The sequence below is a fragment of the Kitasatospora sp. NPDC001159 genome (assembly GCF_053598235.1).
Window position 1 is genome coordinate 1 of sequence record NZ_JBSFJV010000127.1, and the last position, 17275, is coordinate 17275.

Genomic DNA, 17275 nt, shown 5'->3' on the forward strand with positions numbered 1-17275 from the left:
TAAAACCCCCCCCCCCCACCCCCCCCTCTCTCCCTTTCGGGGGGTTTTGGCGGGGCCCCTAACCCACCCCCCGGCGGCGGGGGGGTAAGACCAACCCCGCGCCCAAGGCTTGCTACCGGCGCCGGTCAGTCAGACGGTGGCCGGCACGACGTTGGTGGCGGCGAGCGCGGGGCGGACCGCTCTGGCCAGGTCCACGGCATCGCCCTCGGCCCAGATGTGGGTGAAGAAGAGGCGCGGTTCGTCCGTCAGACCGTGGTTGTGGAGTTCGACCAGGTCGATGCCGCCCCGCCGCAGCGCCGCGAGCGCATCCTGGACCTCGGCGGCGACCATGGCGAGGTCGCCGCTGAGCACGGCCCGTCCCCCGCCGAGCGGCTGGAAGTTGAAGGCCGAGGTCGCGCCCAGGCCGGCCGGCAGCACGTGCCCCTCCTCGATGACGGTCTCGCGGCGGACGAAGACGCAGGCATGGACGTCCTCGCTGCTCGTGCCCGTGGCACCCAGCGCGGCGTCGATGCCGGCGGTGTCCAGGTCGAGGGATCGGGGCGGTCGGGGCAGGTGGGGCGGTGGAGTGCCGGTGGAGTCGAGCGCGGTCCGCAGCCCGCGGGCCAGTGTCGCGGCGTCATGGCCGTGTGCGCAGACGTGAGTCCACCAGATGTCAGGAGTATGGGCCGGCAGGTGTTTGTGGATGGCGGTCTGGGCGATCCCCTGAGCATGGAGGGCGTCCGTCAGGGTCGGCATCTCATCCGCGGTCACCACCAGATCGCCCATCATCAGTGTGCTGCCGTTGTCGTACCGGGCGAAGGAGACGTGCGAGCCGAGCGCGAGCCCAGGGCTGACGACGACGCCGCCGCTGACCACGTGCAGGTCGTGCCGCGGGAAGGGCGTGTGGTGGTAGGTCCGGCGGATGAGGTTGCCGGGCCGGCCGAGAGCCCGTACGACGTCGACCCAGTCCGCCTCGGCGGTGGACACCGGGGTCGGCGCCGGACTGGCCGGCTGACCACTGCCGGGATCACGGGCCGCGGCCGGCTGTGCGGCGGTGTCCCCGCCCAGGCCGACCAGTACTGGCGCCAGCCCTGCCGCCGCCAGCAGCGGCCGTCGCGGTACGGCGGGGGGAATATTTTTCCCGGGGGTTCCGTCTCCGGTCTTCACAGGCACACCTCCAGAGTCGAAGGCAAACACAGGAGCCGGTCCCCGCGTCGTCGCCACGGCGGCGCGCGGGCACCGGCTCCCGTCCGGATCGACCGATAGGGGTACGCCGGCGGCCGGACGAACGGCCGGATGGAGGAACGGAGCCACGGACGGCTGCCGCCTGACAGCGACATCCCGCACCCTGGGCGACCGAACCCCACGACGGGCTCGATCGACCCGACCCGGAAGGTGGAGCGCTGGACTTCGCGCGTCAGGAATCGGGTGACGCCCAGGTGCCCAGGGACATCTCGGCGGTGATACCCGGTCCGAACCCGGCCAGCAGCCCCTGGTGGCCGTTGAGAGCCGACTTCTCGTCGAACATCCGGGCCAGGGCGTCGAGCACGACCGCACTGGCGATGTTGCCGTACTCGGTGAGGGTGGCCCGGCTGAAGCGGAACGCCTCGGGCGGCACCTCCAGGAAGTGGCTCAGGTCGTCCAGGATCCGTGGACCGCCGGCGTGGACGATGTAGAAGTCCAGCATGCCCACGTCCCACTGGTGCTGCTCCGCCACCGCACGCAGGGCCGGGCTGAGGGGCTCCATCGTCCCCGGCACCCGTCTGTCCAGCTGGAAGTGGAATCCGGTGGAGCGGACCGCGTAGGAGATCCATTCCTCGGTGTGCGGGATGAGGTACGAGCCGTTGCGCTCCAACCGGATCCCGGTCCCGCCCTCGCCCCGGACCACGGCGGCGGCGATCCCGTCGCCGAACAGGCCGTTGGACAGCAGCGACCCCACGCCCAGGTCGGTGGGCTGGTAGCACAGCGAGCAGAACTCGCAGGCCACGATCAGCACGTTGGCGTCCGGGTAGGCCGAACAGAAGTCATGGGCCCGGTTCACCGCCGCACCGCCGGCCGCACAGCCCAGCTGGGCGATCGGCAGCTGCCGGGTCTCCGGCCGGAAGCCCAGCTTGTTGATCAGCCACGCCGTGAGCGACGGCATCATGAAACCGGTGCACGACACATAGACGATCAAGTCGATCTGCGACGGCTCCACTTGGGCCTGTTCGAGCGCCCTGATCACCACTGCCGGGACGCGGGCCCTGGACTCCGCCTCGAAGACGGCGCTCCGCTCGTCCAACCCCGGGTGCTTCAGCACCACGTCGATGGGTTGGATCAGATGTCGCTTCTGCACTCCGGTGTTCTTGATGAGGCGCAACGCCAGATCGAGCTGTGGATGGTCGTGGTGGAGCCTGCGTGCCAGTTCGAGGGTTTCCTCGTTGGTGATGACGTGCTCGGGCACGGCTATCGCCGGTTTGCACAGAACGGCCATGGGACTTCCTCCTGACGGGCGGAGTTCCCGGTGCGACCCCGTCGGGGCAGGGAATTCACTCGACGGCAGCCGCTGCGAGCCGAACCCGTGGAGACGGCGCGGCGGCGGGACTCACCGGGCGGGACCCAACAGCGTGGCAGACGAGCCGGCAGAGCGAGGATCGGATGCTCGCCGTGCGGGCGGTCGTGCTGGCCGCGAGTTGGTTCGAGCCGCGTCAACCCAATCTACGGAAGGTGGGTCCAGCGCGCACGTCGGCCCGCACACTCCGAGGTGTGCGGGCCGACGTGCGCGGCGATGCCGGAAGCGAGGTGGCGGCAGGCGAGCACCATAGCGTGGGGGCACCGTCACCAGGTGACCGGCAGCGCGAGCGGATAGCGCCAGATCGACGTGGTGTTCCACGCCAGCTCCGCGGCCGGCTTCGCCAGCGCGATCCTGGGGAAACGCTCCAGCAGAGTCCCGAGGGCGACTTCGAGTTCGGTGATGGCCAGCGGTGCGCCGAGGCAGTGGTGCGCGCCCCAGCCGAAGGTCATGTGGGAAGGGCTGGTCCGCTCCAGGTCCAGCTCGTCAGGCCGCTCGAACCTGCGGCCGTCCCGGTTGGCGGTCAGGTAGGAGACATGCACGATGTCCCCCGCCGGGATCGTCACCCCGCTCAGCTCCACGTCCTCAAGGGCCACCCGGGGGATGCCGACGCCCTTGCGGAAGGGGATGAAGCGCAACATCTCATGGATCACCTGGGTGAGCGTCTCGGGCCGCTCGCGCAGGACGGTGCGCACGTCGGGCCGGGTGAGGATGGTGTACGAGAGGTTGCCGAGCTCGTACGTCGTGGTGTCCTGGCCGGTGATCAGCAGGACCATGGCCATCACGGTGAGCTCCTTCTCGTCGAGGACCTCGTCGCCGTCGCGGGCCGTGGCCAGGGCGCTGATCAGGTCGTCACCGGGGTTCCTGCGCCGTTCGGCCGTCAGCTCGGCGAAGTACGCCCGCAGGTCGGCCTTGGCCCGCACCGCGTCCGGCTTGTTGTCCAGGCCCACGTTCATCATCGTCCGGGCGTTGGCGCGCAGCTGTGCGCTGTCGGCCTCGGGGATCTCCAGGACCTCGCAGATCGTGATCAGCGGGAGCGGGTGGGCCAGGTGCTCCATGAGGTCGGCCGGGGGACCCTGGTCCCGCATGCGGTCCAGCAGCCCGTTCACCACGTGCTGGGTATGGTCCCTCATCCGCTCGATGTGGTCGGGTGTGAAGCCCTTGGACACCAGGCTGCGCAGGCGGGCGCTGGCAGGCGGGTCCATGACGTTGATCGCCTCGGCCTGGACGATCGGCTCGGGAGTCATGCGCGGGAAGTCCCGGCCGACGATGGCGTGTCGGCTGAAACGCCGGTCAGTGGTCACTGTGCGCACGTCGTCGTACCCCGTGACGAGCCAAGCCTCCCCCTCGCCGTAGGGGAGGCGGATGCGGCTGACCGGTGCGTCGTTCATGAGCTGCCGGAGCGTCGGGTCGAACTCAAGGGCCTCGGCGAAGTCGAACGGGCAGTTCCTTGGGCTGGAGTCGGTGGACATGCGGACCTCCAGGTCTGGGCCGTGCAGGCCGGATGGGAAGGCGGATGGGATGGACGGAGCACCGGTACCCGATCGGTCGGCCGGACACACCGGTGGAAGTGCGGGACCGCCGGTAATTCATCCGGGCTGATCAGCGGCAGGAGCGCCGGTACCCCGTGGACGGCGATCTGACGGCGGACGATCCGGAGATCATGATCACCGCGTCCGGCCTCCCCGTCCGGCCGTTCGGGTCAGCCGGGCGATCTCTCCGTTGGCGTCCCCCAGCCCCGCGTAACCGTCGACCAGGACGGGCGCGAGCTGCGGATTGCCGGGCCGGCCGGTCCTGGTCGGTGGTCGCGTCCAGGGTCACCGGGCCGTTGGAGGTCTTCCCGTGGACGACGCCGTGCCGCGCCCGCGCCCCCGGCGGGCAGGCGATCACGGTGCCGATCCGGGGGATCACCGCTCAGGCCAGCAGGGTCTGCGCCACGTGGTGGGTGTCCAGGTACTCGCGGACGGCGGTGATCCGCCCGTTCTCCACGGTGAACACGCCCAGGCAGCGGTTCTCGTACGCGGCGCCGTTGGCGGCCTTCCCGACGGTGGTCCACGCGGCCACCGCCTGGGGGCCGTCCGCGAGGACGTGGGTGAGGGTGATGGTCGGCAGGCCGTCGGCGGCGAACAGGGCGCCGACCTGTCCGAGGAACTCGCCGAAGATCTCCTGCTTCCCGCGCCAGGTGCGGGACAGGGCGAGGCCGCCCGGGTAGGTCCAGGTGGCGTCCTCCGCGAACAGGGCGATGGCGGCGTCCAGTTCACCCGCGGCGAGGAGGGTGACGTAGTCGGTGACGACGGTACGGGCGTCGGGCTGCTGCATGGCGGGCTCCTCTGGTGCGTCCGGTCGGGGCTCTCCCGCCGTGACACCAGCAAAGCCCTGCCGCGGCCCGGGCGGCCAACAACCGCACCGTCCCTCCGACAACCGTCCGTTGTCCATGCAGGTCTAGTCGGTCGAGAAACCCGGCGGCAGCTCCAGCTCGAACCAGACCACCTTGCCGTCCTCCGTCCGGCGGCTGCCCCAGCGGTGCGCCAGCTCGTTGACCAGGTGCATGCCGCGCCCGCCCTCGTCCTCGGCGCGGGCGCGGCGGATCCGGGGCGTCTCGTTCTCCTGGTCGGCGACCTCCACGGTGAGCACCCGGTTGCGGTACAGCCTGAGTTGGGTCGGGGTGCCGGCGTGCACCAGGGCGTTGGTGATCAGCTCGCTGGTGAGCAGCTCGGCCCAGTACGCGAGCGCGGTGAGCCCCCAGGCGGCCAGCGTCTCGCGGGTGAAGCGGCGCGAGTGGGCGACCATCGCGCGGTCGCCGGTGAGCGGCAGGATGGCGATCCGGTCCGCGCCGTCCGGGCGGACCTGCGCCATGATGACGGCGATGTCGTCCTCTGCGGTGCGACCGGTGAGCCGGGTCAGCACGGCGTCGCAGGTCTGCTCCAGCGTGCGGCGCCGGTCCGCGACGGTACTGCGGAGCAGGTTCAGCCCTTCGTCCAGGTCGCGGCCCCGGCGCTCGACCAGGCCGTCGGTGTAGAGCGTCAGGATGGCCTCCTCGGGGAGGGAGAACTCCACGCTCTCGAAAGGGACTCCGCCGACCCCGAGCGGTGCGCCGGGCGGCAGGTGGACCAGGTCGGCGTTGCCCTCGGTGTCGGCGACCACGGGCGGCAGGTGGCCGGCGCAGGCGGCGGTGCAGCGACGGTCCACCGGGTCGTACACCACGCACACGCAGGTGGCGAACTGGCCTTCGCCGAGCGCCGTGGTCGCCTCGTCCAGCCGGTACAGCACCCGCGCCGGGTCCAGCTCCAGGGTGATCAACGTCCTGGCCACGGTCCGGAGTTGGCCCATGGTGGCGGCGGCCCGGATGCCGTGGCCCATCACGTCGCCGACGATCAGCGCGACCCGCCCGGCGGACAGCGGCACCACGTCGAACCAGTCGCCGCCGACCTCGCTGACCACGCTGCTGGGCAGGTAGCGGTAGGCCAGTTCCAGCCCGAGCGTGCGGTGGATCTCCTGTGGCAGCAGGCTGCGTTGGAGGGTGAGCGCGGTGTCCCGCTCGCGGCGGTAGAGCCTGCCGTTGTCGATCGCCAGCGCGGTTCGGGCAGCCAGCTCCTCGGCCAGCGAGCGGTCCGCCGCGCCGAACGGCACCGGGTTGCGGGTGCGGACGAACTCCGCTCCGCCCAGCACCAGTCCGCGCGCCACCAGCGGCACCATCAGGTACGAGTGCACCCCGGCGGCCAGCCCCGGCTGTACCCGGTCGGGGGAGGCGACGATCCGGCGCAGCTCCTCCTCGGTCACCTCGGACACCAGGATCGAACGCCGGGTGCGCAGGCTCTGCGCGTACACCTCGGCGGACTGCGAGGTCTCGCCGACCTGGTCGGCGGCCTCCGCCATGCGGCCGCCCTCGGCCGCCTCGCCGACCGCCACCGCCCGCATCAGCACCGACCCGTCCGTCGGCAACGGCCAGGGCTCCTCGCCGCTGAGCACCGCGTCGCGCAGGTCCACGGTGACGAAGTCGGCGAAGCGCGGGATCACCACCTCCACCAACTCCCGGGCGGTGCGGTGCAGATCGAGCGTGGTGCCGATCCGGTTGCTGGCCTCGTTCAGCAGACCCAGCCGCTGCTGGGCGGCCCAGGCCTCGTCCAGCGCCCGCTGCCGCGCCGCGGCCGCGTCGTGTTCCCGGGTGAACAGCAGCGCGTTGTCGATCGACAACGCCGCCCGCACCGCCAACTCCCCGGCCAACGCCAGGTCCTCGTCCTCGTACGGCCGCTCCACCAGGGTGCGGTAGAAGCCCGCTACGCCGACCGCGCTGCCGCGCGCGATCAGCGGGACGACCATGAACGAGCGCACGTTCCGTTCCCGTACGGCGGCGGTGCGCACCGGGTCGTCGGCGAACCAGGCCATGCCCTCGGCGTCCATCCGGGGCACCAGCACCGGCTTGCGGTGGGCCAGGCTCCATGCGTACGGCGAACCGGGCGGGAAGCGGTGCACTCCGCCGAGCCGGTCGATCGGCGCCAGGGTGGAGCCGCGCACCGAGTGGAAGGCGATCCGCCGCAGCAGCGCCGATCCGTCCGCCGCGGTGCGGGCCTCCCGCTCACCCCGGACCAGCTCCTCCAGCACCTCCACCACCACCGTGTCGGCCAGCCGGGGCGTCGCCACCTCGGCCAACTCCTGCGCGGTACGGTCGATTTCGAGCGTGGTGCCGATCCGGGTGGAGGCCGCGTTGACCAGTGCGAGCCGCTCCTGTGCCGCCTTCGCCTCGCGCAGCGCCTGCTGCCGGGCCAGCACGGTCTGGTGCTGGCGCAGGTACAGCCGGGCGTTGTCGATCGCGACGGCCGCGCGGGAGGCCAGTTCGTCGCCGAGGGTGATGTCGGCCTCGGCGAAGGACTCCCGCTCGCCGCGCCGCGAGTACACCACCATGCCGAGCGTGGTGCCGCGCGCCACCAGCGGGGTGATCCGCACCGAGTGCGGCCGGTCGCCCAGGAACGCCGGGCTGCGGCTCTCGTTGATGCCCCCGCTCAGCGGCGGCAGCTCCCAGGACGGCACCACCACCGTCCGCCCGCTGGTCATCGCCCGGGCATACGGGGAGTCGGCCGACAGCTCGTACACCGCGTCCACCGGCAGCGCCTCGGCCGGGTGCAGCGGGTCGGCGGTGGCCAGCGCCAGCTGGCGGACCAGCTGCGGGGCGTCCGGGTCGGGCGGCTCGACGTCGCGGCCGGCCACCAGCGCCTCCAGCGCGAACACCCCGCTGATGTCGGCGACCCTGGGCACCATCGCGTCGGCCAGCTCCCGGGCGGTCTGCCGCAGGTCGAGGGTGGTCCCGATCGAGGCGGTCGCGTCGACCAGCAGGACGAGCCGCTCCTGCGCCTGGGCCGCCCGGGCGTCGGCGCGGTAGCGCTCGGTGATGTCGATGACGGTCGCGCTCACCCCGAGCACCCGCCCGGCCCGGTCCGCCAGCCGGAAGTAGGAGGCGGACCAGGCGTGGTCGGGCCGCGGATCCCCCGGGGTGCGGCCGTGCGAGCGGAAGTCCACCACCGGCTCGCCGTCCGCCAGCACCTGGCGCATCACCGTCTCGGCCTCGGCGCCGTCGATCCCCGGCAGCACCTCGGTGAGCCGGTGGCCCAGGTGCTCGTCGGCGGTCAGCCCGTCCGTCCTGGCCATCGCCTCGTTCAGCCGGACGAAGCGCAGCTCGGTGTCGAACACCGCCATGCCGATCGGGGACTGGGCGAAGAACCCGTCCAACACGGCCAGATCCGCCTGGAGCCGGTGCAGCGTGGTGACCTCGGACGCGACCGCCAGCACCATCGGCGCCCCGCCGGGCCCGCGGATCGGATGGGTCCGGAATTCCAGGTTCACCAGGTGCCCGTCCCGGTGCCGTACGGGGAACACCCCGGACCACCCCTGGCCCGCCAGGATCTGCCGGAACAGCTCCAGCACCTCGGGCCGGTCCTCGTCCGAGGTCAGCAGCTTGGCCGCCTTCCGGCCCACCGCCTCGTCCGCACGGTAACCGAGCAGTGCCTCCGCGTCGTCGCTCCAGTGCAGGATCCGGCCCTCGGCATCGGTCAGCGCCGTGGCGATCGGCACCATCAGCAGGGCATCCTGCCGCGGCTCCCCCTGACGCTGCCCTTCGTCGTTCACCATGGCCAGAGACCCGCCCGGAGATCCTTCCCACCAGCCCTGCCATCTTCCCACGGGCCCTGCCGCGGCCGCTCACCGTGGCAGCGGGAGCCGGCCCCGGGGCGGGCCTGCCGAATCCCGCGCCGCAACGTCGGCCCGGACTGGCGGGCCCGGCATCCTCGGCCCGCATCATCGGGCGGTGGCGTGCTCCCGGGCCGGTGCGGCCGGCTCCGGCTCGGTGCCGGCCTCCGCGCGGGATTCGGCATCGCGGGCCGCGAGCGCCAGGGCCGCGCCGATGAAGCAGAGCACTGCGGCGACCAGGACGGCGCGGTCGGTGCCCGTGGCCAGGGCACGGGCCGCCGCCTCCGGGCCCGGGCCGCTCGCGCGGGCGGAGCCGGCGACGGCGACCGTCACCGCCACGCCCAGGGCCGAGCCGAGGTAGCGGGAGGTGTTGTTGGCGCCCGAGCCCATGGCCGTGCGGTGGGCCGGAACGCTGCTGACCGCCAGCCGGGCGAGGGCCGCGTTGAGGACGCCGCTGCCGATCCCCGCGACCGTCAGGCCGGGCGCCAGCCGGAGCCAGGGGGAACCGGGCGTGAGCCCGTACAGTCCGGTCTCGCCCAGACCGCAGAGCAGCAGGCCGAGGGCGACCTGCGCGGTGGCCGAAAGGCGGGTCGCGAGGCGACGGGCCTGGAGGGCGGAGACCACCGACAGGCCCGACCACAGGACCAGCACGCCGCCCGCCGCGAGGCCGGACAGGCCGAGCACGCCCTGGAGCAGGGTGGGCAGGTAGCTCATGAAGCCGACCAGTGAGAGCCCGGTGAACAGCGCCCCGCCCGTCGCCGCGATGAAGCCGGGGCTGCGGAAGAGTGCGAGGTCCAGCATCGGCTCGCGGACCTTCGCCTCGACCACGGTGAAGGCCGCCAGCAGCAGCACCCCGGCCGCCAGCAGCGCGACCACCACGGGCCGTCCCCAGCCGCTGCGGCCCTCGGCCAGTCCGGCGATCAGCAGGGACGTCCCGGTGGCGAGGGTCAGCACGCCGTACGGGTCGAGCGCGCGCGGCTGCTCCGCGCGCGACTCGGTGAGGTATGCGGCCGCGCAGGCGGTCACGGTGGCCGAGACCACCGCGAGTCCGCCGCCGACCGCGCGCCAGCCGGCCCACTGCTGCACCAGTGCGCCGTAGACCGGCCCGACCGCGATGCCGAGGCCGACTGCCGCGCCCCAGATCCCGAGTGCCCGGATCCGGGTCGGCCCCGGTGGGTGGGCGTGGCTGATCAGGCCGAGTGCGGGCGCCAGGACGGCGGCCGAGGCGATGCCGAGCAGCACTCGGGCGGCCAGGTAGACGGCGCCGCCGGGGGCGAGTGCGGCCAGGGCCTCGGCGGCGGCGAACAGCGCCACGCCGAAGGTGAAGACCCGCTTGCGGCCGTGGTCGTCGGCGGCGCTGCCAGCGGTGAGCAGCAGCGCCGAGATGCCGACCAGCGTGCCGGTGAGGATCCAGGTGCGGCCGGAGGCGCCGAGCTGGGCGGCTTGGGCGGTGGCGGCGAGCGAGGCGGTGGGGGCGGTGTAGGCGACGGTGACCAGGGCGGTGGCCGCCGCAGTGACGGCCAGCGTTGCGCCGGGTCGGACGGATGCGGCCGCCGGGGCGGGGGTGGAACCGAGTGGTGCGGGGGACATGGATGTTCCCTCCGAGCGAGGACCAATGGGTCTGGTGAATGAACCTTCGTCGCGACGGCACGCTACCACTGCTGGTCTGTTCATTGAACCCATTGGGGGAGTGGACTAGGCTGGCCCGCATGGCGCTGGGAACCGACTACGAACTGCAGGACTGCGCACTGGCCCGCGCGCTGGAGGTGGTCGGCGAGCGCTGGAGCCTGCTGATCGTGCGCGACGCGTTCTACGGCGTGCAGCGGTTCAACGACTTCCTCGCCCACCTGGGCATCCCCCGCGCCGTTCTCACCGCGCGGCTGAACGCCCTGGTCGCCGCCGGGGTGCTGCGCAAGGAGCCGTACCAGCAGGCGCCGCTGCGCCACGGCTACCTGCTCACCGAGATCGGCCTCGAACTCTGGGGCCCGCTCTACCAGTTGAGCCGCTGGGGCGGCCGACATGCCACCGAGGGCGGTCCGCATCACCTGTTCGCGCACGCCGCCTGCGGCACCGACCTGGACCTCGCCGGCGCCTGCCCGAAGTGCGACGGCGGGCCCGTCCCCCCGGCCGAGGTCGCCATGCGCCCCAACCCCGCCCGCACCGGCGGCCGCCGCGACGACCCGGTCTCCCGCGCCCTGGTGCGCCCGCACCCGCTGCTCGAACCGATCGCCTCGGCGGCGGCGTAGGCGGCGGCGTAGCGGGGCGCCGCCGGGCTGGGCAGGCCGACGAGGCCGCCGGCAGGTCGCCGACGGCCTCGGGGTGCAGCAGCTCCGGGGAGCCGCAGGCCGGTCAACACCTTGGTGACGGAACCGACTTCAAACAGGGTGCGCGGACCGGGCACACAGCAGCCCTGGGTCGGTTCGCCCGGCGCCGCGATCTCCGTGTCGCCGTCGGCCAGCCCGGCGACCACCGTGCCGACGTGCTGGCCCGCGAGCCGGTCGGCGCTCTGTCGTACGAGACTGGCGAGTCCCTTCATGGCTGTGAGCCCCGGCCGCCCCGACCTGCGAAATCGTCCGCCCCGAAGCTGATTTTGACAGCCTCCCGCTGCTCCTCCAGGCGTACGGACGGGACTGCTACTCTCCGCATCGTACGGACATCGCAGCGTGCTCCTCGCCGGATCGGCGGAGGCGGGCTACGGCTCCCCGAGCGCCGCCCGCAGTCGGGCCGCGACCTCCACCGCCACCGCCTCGTCCGGGTACTTCCCCCGCGGCCAGAAGAACCCGCGAAGCCCGTCCTTGGGATTCCGCGGCACCACGTGGACGTGCAGATGCGGCACCGACTGGCTGATCCGGTTGTTCGCCGCCACGAAACTGCCCGCCGCGCCCAGCCCCCGCTCGACGGCCGCCGCCACCCGCTGCACCCGCAGGAAGAACGGTCCGACCTCGGCGGGCGGCAGGTCCGCCAGGGTCTGGTGGTGGGCACGCGGTACGACCAGCACATGGCCGGGGAACAGCGGCCGACGGTCCAGGAAGGCCACCGCCGCCTCGTCGTCCAGCACCCGGTGCGCGGGCTCCTCGCCCGCCACCACCGCACAGAACACGCAGTCCATCCGCCCATTCAAGCGACCGGCGGCGGCCTCGGCACCCCCGCAAACCCGGGTCCGCCCGACGTCACCCGTCCGGCCGCCGACCGGGTGCGCCCGCCCCGCACCGGTCCAGGCGCTCCCCATGTGTACCGCTGCACGCGCCCCTACTCGTACCGGTGCAGCAGCGACTCCCGCTCCGCCTGCTCGATCATCTCGATCGTCAGCGACTCGTCTCGCAGGTGCGACAGCGTGATCTCCGCCGAGCTCGGCTGCGCGTCCTTGGCCAGCCAGTTCCCCGGCTTCCACGCCGACCCGCGAAGGAAGGCCTTCGGGCAGTGCGCGTACACCTCCTCCACCGCCACCACGATCGCACTGCGCGGCGGCTTGCCGACCGCCGTCAGCTGCCGCAGCAGCTCCGGGTCGGTCGAGACGCAGGCCCGTCCGTTGACCCGCAGTGTGGTGTCCCGGCCCGGCACGACGAAGAGCAGCCCGACCCGGCCGTTCTCCAGGATGTTGTGCAGGGTGTCCAGGCGCTTGTTCCCGGTCGCGTCCGGTATGGCCAGGGTCTGCTCGTCGAGCACCGAGACCAGCCCGGCCGGCCCGCCGCGCGGGGAGACGTCGCAGCGCCCGGCGGCGTCGGAGCTGGCGACGAACACCAGTGAGGAGCACGCGATCAGCCGCTGCGCGACCTCGTGCAGCCGGTCCACCTGCTTGCGGCGCGCGTGGTCGCCCGGCTGCTCGTAGATCTCGCGCAGCTGGTCAGGGTTGGTGAGGGACTCCGCGCTGAGGGCGGCGAACAGTCTGTTCGGCGTGTCCGTAGCGGTGGTTGACGGAACGGCAGCATCCGGTGTGGTGGTCATGCCGGGAATCTACGGCACCCCGGGGGAGCCGAGCCGGAGTCCTTCGCCACACCCCCGGCCCGCGGTCCGTGACCGGATCCGTCCCGCACCGCCTTCCCGGCCGCTCCCCCCGGCTTCCCCAGCTCTTCGCGAAAGAGCCCCGGTACCCCTCCCCACCAGCGGTTTTCTGCTGATAATGGGGCCAGGGACTCCAGCCAGCGGGAGGTGGTCGTCGTGATCGTCAGAATCTGGGCCGGGCAGGTCGTGTCCGATCGCTTCGAGGAGTTCTGCGTGCACCTGACCTCTCAGCTGATCCCGCAGCTGGGGCGTACGGACGGCTGTCTCGGCGGCGAGCTGCTGCGCTCGGTGACCGAGGGAGGGCACCGGGTGCTCGTGGTGAGTCGCTGGCGGGACGAGGAGGCCCTGCGCGGGTACGCCGGGCCGATGTGGCGGATCCGGCCAGTCTGTTCGGAGGGCGAAATGTGCTTTCTCGCGCACCCCCCGGTGGTCACCCACTTCATGCCGATCACCGCACCCGCCACGCTCTGAACCGCCGGCCTCGGATACCGGGGCTCCGCATGCCGGGGCTCCACACCTGCTGAATGCCGGGGCCCTACGCCGACAACGGCACCGGGTGGATCTCGTCCGCCGGGTGTCCGGTGCGGTCGTGGACCCGCAGCACCGCCTCCTTGGTCGGCGCCTCGGACAGGGAGTCACCGTGCCCGAGTCCGGGGCCGCCCACGCCTGCTCGAAGCGGGGCGCCTTCCTCGCCCTCGATCGCCAGGTCGGCCGCGTCGGCCGCCCTGAGCTGCTCCGCCGTGATCCCGTTCATCCCGTGGTGGACGTCCATGAACCTGGTCATGGCCCTCGCCTCCGAGAGTTCGGTCCTCGCCAACCAGCCTCACCCCCGTCCCACGGCGGCGCTACCAGGCCGTTCGACGACGCCGTCGGACCGGAGGGCCCGGAACCAGCGCCCCCCGCCGGGCATTCCCCGCGCCAACCGTGAAACAGGCCACAGTCGAAGACTCTCCCTGGGCCCCGGCCGCGCGTGGCAGAATGACGTCAACAGCAGTGACGTTCAGCGCACTCCGGGGTCGGTGAAAATCCGAACCGGCGGTTACAGTCCGCGACCCGTCCGCAGCCAGCGGCCGGTTGACCAGGTGAAATTCCTGGACCGACGGTTAAAGTCCGGATGGGAGGCGTGCGCGGGCGGACGAAGAGCAGTACCCGTGGTCCATCGGAACCCGACCGGGCCACGGTCAGGTGAGCGGCGGGAGAGGTGTCTCCCGGGCCGGGCGAGCGATCTCCCGGCGGCCCCGGCACCCCGGCGACGGGTCGTGCCCGCGGGTTCGTCCACCGTTGCCCGTCCGTGTCATCTCCCTCTGCCGCCCCGGAGTCCGCGCCCCAAGCGCGAGGAGACCCGGGTGTTCACCGGCATCATCGAAGAGCTCGGCGAGGTCGTGTCGATCGAGGAGATCGGCGACTCCTCGCGAATCCGCCTGCGCGGCCCGGTGGTCTGTTCCGGCGCGCGGCACGGCGACTCCATCGCGGTCAACGGTGTCTGCCTGACCGTCGTCGACAGCCCCGAGCAACTGGCCGCCGAGAGTGGCGAGTTCAGCGCCGACGTGATGGCCGAGACGCTGCACCGTTCCAGCCTGGGCGAGTTGAAGCCCGGCTCCCGGGTCAACCTGGAGCGCGCCATGGCGCTCGGCGCCCGCCTCGGCGGCCACCTGGTGCAGGGTCATGTCGACGCCACCGGGCGGCTGTTGAGCCGCGAGCCCGGCGAGCGCGACGCGGACGGCAACCTGCGCTGGGAGGTGCTGCGCTTCTCCCTGCCGGAGTCCATCTCCCGCTACCTGGTGGAGAAGGGTTCGATCACGGTCGACGGCGTCAGCCTCACCGTGGTGGAGGCTGCCCGCGACAGCTTCACGGTCAGCCTCATCCCGGCCACCCTCGCGCTGACCACGCTCGGGGCCAAGGCGGCCGGCGAGAGCGTCAACCTGGAGGTGGACGTGCTCGCCAAGTACGTGGAGCGGCTGCTCGAATCGCGCGCTCTCCCGACCCTGCCGAACCTCGATCACATCACGGGGGAGTCGAAGTGAGCTGGCTCAGCGTAGAGGCGTTCACCGTCCTCGGTGAACACGTGAAGTGGGCCGACATGATCGGCAACCTGCTCGGGTTCGGCGGCCTCGCGCTCGGCTGGCGCCGCTCGGTCTGGAGCTGGCCGGTGCAGCTCCTGTCCGGCGTCGTGCTGATCACCGCCTACCTCGGGGGCCACGTCCCCGGCCTGATCGGCAAGCAGCTGATCGTCATCGCCACCGCCGCCTGGGGCTGGGCGCAGTGGCGCCGCGGCCGCCGTGACACCGGCACCATCGCCGTACGGTTCGCCAGCTGGCCCGAGCGGGCTGCCCTGGTGGCCGGCACCGCGGTCGGCACCGTCGCCCTGGCGACGCTGTTCACCGCCTACCCCAGCCTGTCCTGGAGTCCCTGGTCGGACGCCTACATCTTCGTCGGCACGCTCGCCGCGATGATCGCCCAGGCGCGCGGCTGGCTGGAGTTCTGGTTCGCCTGGATCGCCGTCGACGCGGTCGGCGTCCCCTTCGCCTTCAACAGCGGTTACACCTTCTCCGGCCTCACCTACTCGATCTACTTCGTCCTGGTGCTGCTCGGCCTGCGCTCCTGGTGGCTGAGCACCCGTGAGCCGCGAGTCACGTCCACCAACGTCCCGCAGGGAGTCACGGCATGACCGAGAACCAGACCTTCGAGAGCGGCGCCGGCGAAGAGCTGGTCCTCGACCCCGTCGAGCGGGCGATCGCCGACATCGCGCTCGGCCGCGCGGTGATCGTGGTCGACGACGAGGACCGCGAGAACGAGGGCGACATCGTCTTCGCCGCCTCCGCGGCCACCCCCGAGCTGATGGCCTTCACCATCCGCTACAGCTCCGGCGTGATCTGCGCCCCGATGACCGGGGAGGAGCTTGACCGCCTCAAGCTCCCGCCGATGACCCAGGTCAACGAGGACCGCAAGGGCACCGCGTACACCGTCTCGGTGGACGCCCGGGAGGGGGTCGACACCGGCATCTCCGCCGCCGACCGCGCCCGTACGGTACGGCTGCTCTCCTCGCCCGGCACCGAGCCCGGCGACCTCACCCGCCCCGGGCACGTCTTCCCGCTGCGCGCCGTCGAGGGCGGTGTGCTGGTGCGCCCCGGTCACACCGAGGCCGCCGTCGACCTGGCCCGTCTCGCCGGGCTGGCGCCGGCCGGCGCGATCGCCGAGGTGGTCAACGACGACGGCAGCATGGCCCGGCTGCCCGAGCTGGTCGCCTTCGCCCGTGAGCACGGCCTCGCGATCATCTCCATCGAGGACCTGATCGCCTACCGCCGCCGCACCGAGCTGCACGTCGACCGGGCCGCCACCACCGCCCTGCCCACCGCGCACGGCGAGTTCACCGCGGTCGGCTACAAGGGCACCATCGACGGCGTCGAGCACATCGCCCTGGTGGCCGGCGGCCTCGGCGCCGACGGACACCTGCCGGACGGCGAGGACGTCCTGGTGCGGGTCCACTCCGAGTGCCTGACCGGCGACGTCTTCGGCTCGCTGCGCTGCGACTGCGGTCCGCAGCTGGAGGCCTCGCTGCAGCGGGTCGCCGAGGCCGGCCGCGGCGTGGTGCTCTACCTGCGCGGCCACGAGGGCCGGGGGATCGGCCTGGCCCACAAGCTGCGCGCGTACGAGCTGCAGGAGCAGGGGCGCGACACCGTCGACGCCAACCTGGACCTCGGCCTGCCCGCCGATGCCCGCGACTACAGCATCGCGGCGCAGATGCTGGTGGACCTCGGCGTCCGCTCGCTCACCCTGCTGACCAACAACCCGCAGAAGCTGACCGCGCTCACCGAGCACGGCCTCAAGGTCAAGGGGCGCGAGGCGGTCGAGATCGCGCCCGGCGAGCACAACCTGCGCTACCTGCGCACCAAGCGCGACCGGATGGGCCACGACCTGCCCGGCCTGGGCTCCTGAAGCACCCCACCAACCACAGGAAGTAGGAAGACATGAGTGGCCACGGAGCCCCCGAGCTGACCATCGACGGCGTCGCCGACCTCAAGGTCGCGGTCATCGCAGCCCAGTGGCACGACGAGGTGATGAACGGCCTGCTGGACGGCGCCCACCGCGCGCTCAAGGAGCTGGGCATCGCCGAGCCGACCGTGCTGCGCGTCCCCGGCACCTTCGAGTTGCCGGTCGCCGCCAAGCGACTCGCCGACCGCGGCTACGACGCCGTGATCGCCCTGGGCGTGGTGATCCGCGGCGGAACCCCGCACTTCGACTACGTTTGCCAGGCGGCCACCGTCGGCCTCACCCAGGTCAGCGTCGACACCGGCGTCCCGGTCGGCTTCGGCGTGCTGACCTGCGACAACGAGGAGCAGGCCCTCGACCGGGCTGGTCTTCCGGGCTCCGCCGAGGACAAGGGCCACGAGGCCGTCACCGCCGCCGTCGCCACCGCCGCGGTGCTGCGCGCCGCGCTCTGACGGCAGCCCGCACGGTCCCGGACCGTGCCTGCCGCAGGACACCGAGTGCGAGGACATCCCGGGCGGCGCCCAGTCCGACACCTACTTCGCCAAGGACGTCCCCTCGGCGATCCAGGCCAGC

At 72.5% G+C, this 17275-nt stretch carries 14 protein-coding genes, 1 pseudogene and 1 riboswitch; of the genes and pseudogenes, 6 read left to right on the forward strand and 9 right to left on the reverse strand.

What is annotated here, in order from left to right:
* Positions 1-129 precede the first annotated feature (129 nt).
* The 6 genes from ACWC9T_RS36555 to ACWC9T_RS36580 all read right to left on the reverse strand — a co-directional run bounded on the left by ACWC9T_RS36555 (position 130) and on the right by ACWC9T_RS36580 (position 10300).
* Positions 130-1146 (reverse strand): DUF1259 domain-containing protein, encoded by a 1017-nt coding sequence (locus tag ACWC9T_RS36555; RefSeq protein WP_449825353.1) that lies wholly within the window; start codon positions 1144-1146, stop codon positions 130-132.
* Positions 1147-1396: 250 nt separating this feature from the next.
* Entirely contained in the window at positions 1397-2452 is a 1056-nt protein-coding gene (locus tag ACWC9T_RS36560) for a type III polyketide synthase (RefSeq protein WP_449825354.1), read from the reverse strand.
* 344 nt (positions 2453-2796) lie between these two features.
* On the reverse strand, positions 2797-4002 hold the full coding sequence (locus ACWC9T_RS36565) for a cytochrome P450 (protein WP_449825355.1): 1206 nt from the start codon (positions 4000-4002) through the stop codon (positions 2797-2799).
* 442 nt (positions 4003-4444) lie between these two features.
* Positions 4445-4849, reverse strand: coding sequence for a nuclear transport factor 2 family protein (locus ACWC9T_RS36570; protein WP_449825356.1), 405 nt, complete (start codon positions 4847-4849; stop codon positions 4445-4447).
* A 123-nt stretch (positions 4850-4972) separates the two neighbouring features.
* The gene (locus ACWC9T_RS36575; protein WP_449825357.1) at positions 4973-8653 is read right to left on the reverse strand and encodes a SpoIIE family protein phosphatase; all 3681 of its coding nucleotides are present in this window, start codon (positions 8651-8653) and stop codon (positions 4973-4975) included.
* A 165-nt stretch (positions 8654-8818) separates the two neighbouring features.
* On the reverse strand, positions 8819-10300 hold the full coding sequence (locus tag ACWC9T_RS36580) for an MFS transporter (protein ID WP_449825358.1): 1482 nt from the start codon (positions 10298-10300) through the stop codon (positions 8819-8821).
* 119 nt (positions 10301-10419) lie between these two features.
* Between ACWC9T_RS36580 and ACWC9T_RS36585 the strand changes: the two genes are divergently transcribed.
* On the forward strand, positions 10420-10956 hold the full coding sequence (locus ACWC9T_RS36585; protein WP_449825359.1) for a winged helix-turn-helix transcriptional regulator: 537 nt from the start codon (positions 10420-10422) through the stop codon (positions 10954-10956).
* A 446-nt stretch (positions 10957-11402) separates the two neighbouring features.
* On the opposite strand, the gene ACWC9T_RS36590 is transcribed toward ACWC9T_RS36585, so the two are convergent.
* Together ACWC9T_RS36590 and ACWC9T_RS36595 are read right to left on the reverse strand one after the other, a co-directional pair.
* Positions 11403-11819 (reverse strand): HIT family protein, encoded by a 417-nt coding sequence (locus tag ACWC9T_RS36590; RefSeq protein ID WP_449825360.1) that lies wholly within the window; start codon positions 11817-11819, stop codon positions 11403-11405.
* Positions 11820-11959: 140 nt separating this feature from the next.
* Entirely contained in the window at positions 11960-12655 is a 696-nt protein-coding gene (locus ACWC9T_RS36595; protein ID WP_449825361.1) for an MSMEG_1061 family FMN-dependent PPOX-type flavoprotein, read from the reverse strand.
* A gap of 213 nt (positions 12656-12868) precedes the next feature.
* On the opposite strand from ACWC9T_RS36595, the gene ACWC9T_RS36600 reads away from it, so the two are divergent.
* A complete protein-coding gene (locus tag ACWC9T_RS36600) occupies positions 12869-13183 on the forward strand; it encodes an antibiotic biosynthesis monooxygenase family protein (RefSeq protein WP_449825362.1) in 315 nt (104 codons plus the stop codon).
* Between the two features lie 64 nt (positions 13184-13247).
* On the opposite strand, the pseudogene ACWC9T_RS36605 reads toward ACWC9T_RS36600, so the two are convergent.
* Positions 13248-13496: pseudogene (locus tag ACWC9T_RS36605) on the reverse strand (SCO4226 family nickel-binding protein).
* A 218-nt stretch (positions 13497-13714) separates the two neighbouring features.
* A riboswitch (FMN riboswitch) is annotated at positions 13715-13842 on the forward strand.
* A 216-nt stretch (positions 13843-14058) separates the two neighbouring features.
* Here ACWC9T_RS36605 and ACWC9T_RS36610 point away from each other — a divergent pair.
* Genes ACWC9T_RS36610 through ribH form a run of 4 tightly spaced genes read left to right on the forward strand, consistent with a single transcriptional unit; the run spans position 14059 to position 17154 of the window.
* Positions 14059-14736, forward strand: coding sequence for a riboflavin synthase (locus tag ACWC9T_RS36610; protein ID WP_449825363.1), 678 nt, complete (start codon positions 14059-14061; stop codon positions 14734-14736).
* Positions 14733-15380 carry a nicotinamide mononucleotide transporter family protein gene (locus ACWC9T_RS36615; RefSeq protein WP_449825364.1) on the forward strand — a complete coding sequence of 216 codons (648 nt, stop codon included), beginning with the start codon at positions 14733-14735 and terminating at the stop codon, positions 15378-15380. Before ACWC9T_RS36610 ends, ACWC9T_RS36615 begins: the two co-directional genes overlap by 4 nt.
* Positions 15377-16648, forward strand: coding sequence for a bifunctional 3,4-dihydroxy-2-butanone-4-phosphate synthase/GTP cyclohydrolase II (locus tag ACWC9T_RS36620; RefSeq protein ID WP_396251119.1), 1272 nt, complete (start codon positions 15377-15379; stop codon positions 16646-16648). Before ACWC9T_RS36615 ends, ACWC9T_RS36620 begins: the two co-directional genes overlap by 4 nt.
* 32 nt (positions 16649-16680) lie before the next feature.
* Positions 16681-17154, forward strand: coding sequence for a 6,7-dimethyl-8-ribityllumazine synthase (ribH, locus tag ACWC9T_RS36625; protein ID WP_449825365.1), 474 nt, complete (start codon positions 16681-16683; stop codon positions 17152-17154).
* Positions 17155-17275: the final 121 nt, after the last annotated feature.

Excerpts from the sequence above, each read along its gene's own strand:
- ACWC9T_RS36620 (WP_396251119.1), top strand. The coding sequence starts at position 15,377 with ATGACCGAGAACCAGACCTTCGAGAGCGGCGCCGGCGAAGAGCTGGTC.
- ACWC9T_RS36595 (WP_449825361.1), bottom strand. The coding sequence starts at position 12,655 with ATGACCACCACACCGGATGCTGCCGTTCCGTCAACCACCGCTACGGAC.
- ACWC9T_RS36560 (WP_449825354.1), bottom strand. The coding sequence starts at position 2,452 with ATGGCCGTTCTGTGCAAACCGGCGATAGCCGTGCCCGAGCACGTCATC.
- ribH (WP_449825365.1), top strand. The coding sequence starts at position 16,681 with ATGAGTGGCCACGGAGCCCCCGAGCTGACCATCGACGGCGTCGCCGAC.
- ACWC9T_RS36590 (WP_449825360.1), bottom strand. The coding sequence starts at position 11,819 with ATGGACTGCGTGTTCTGTGCGGTGGTGGCGGGCGAGGAGCCCGCGCAC.
- ACWC9T_RS36575 (WP_449825357.1), bottom strand. The coding sequence starts at position 8,653 with ATGGTGAACGACGAAGGGCAGCGTCAGGGGGAGCCGCGGCAGGATGCC.
- ACWC9T_RS36565 (WP_449825355.1), bottom strand. The coding sequence starts at position 4,002 with ATGTCCACCGACTCCAGCCCAAGGAACTGCCCGTTCGACTTCGCCGAG.
- ACWC9T_RS36570 (WP_449825356.1), bottom strand. The coding sequence starts at position 4,849 with ATGCAGCAGCCCGACGCCCGTACCGTCGTCACCGACTACGTCACCCTC.
- ACWC9T_RS36585 (WP_449825359.1), top strand. The coding sequence starts at position 10,420 with ATGGCGCTGGGAACCGACTACGAACTGCAGGACTGCGCACTGGCCCGC.
- ACWC9T_RS36580 (WP_449825358.1), bottom strand. The coding sequence starts at position 10,300 with ATGTCCCCCGCACCACTCGGTTCCACCCCCGCCCCGGCGGCCGCATCC.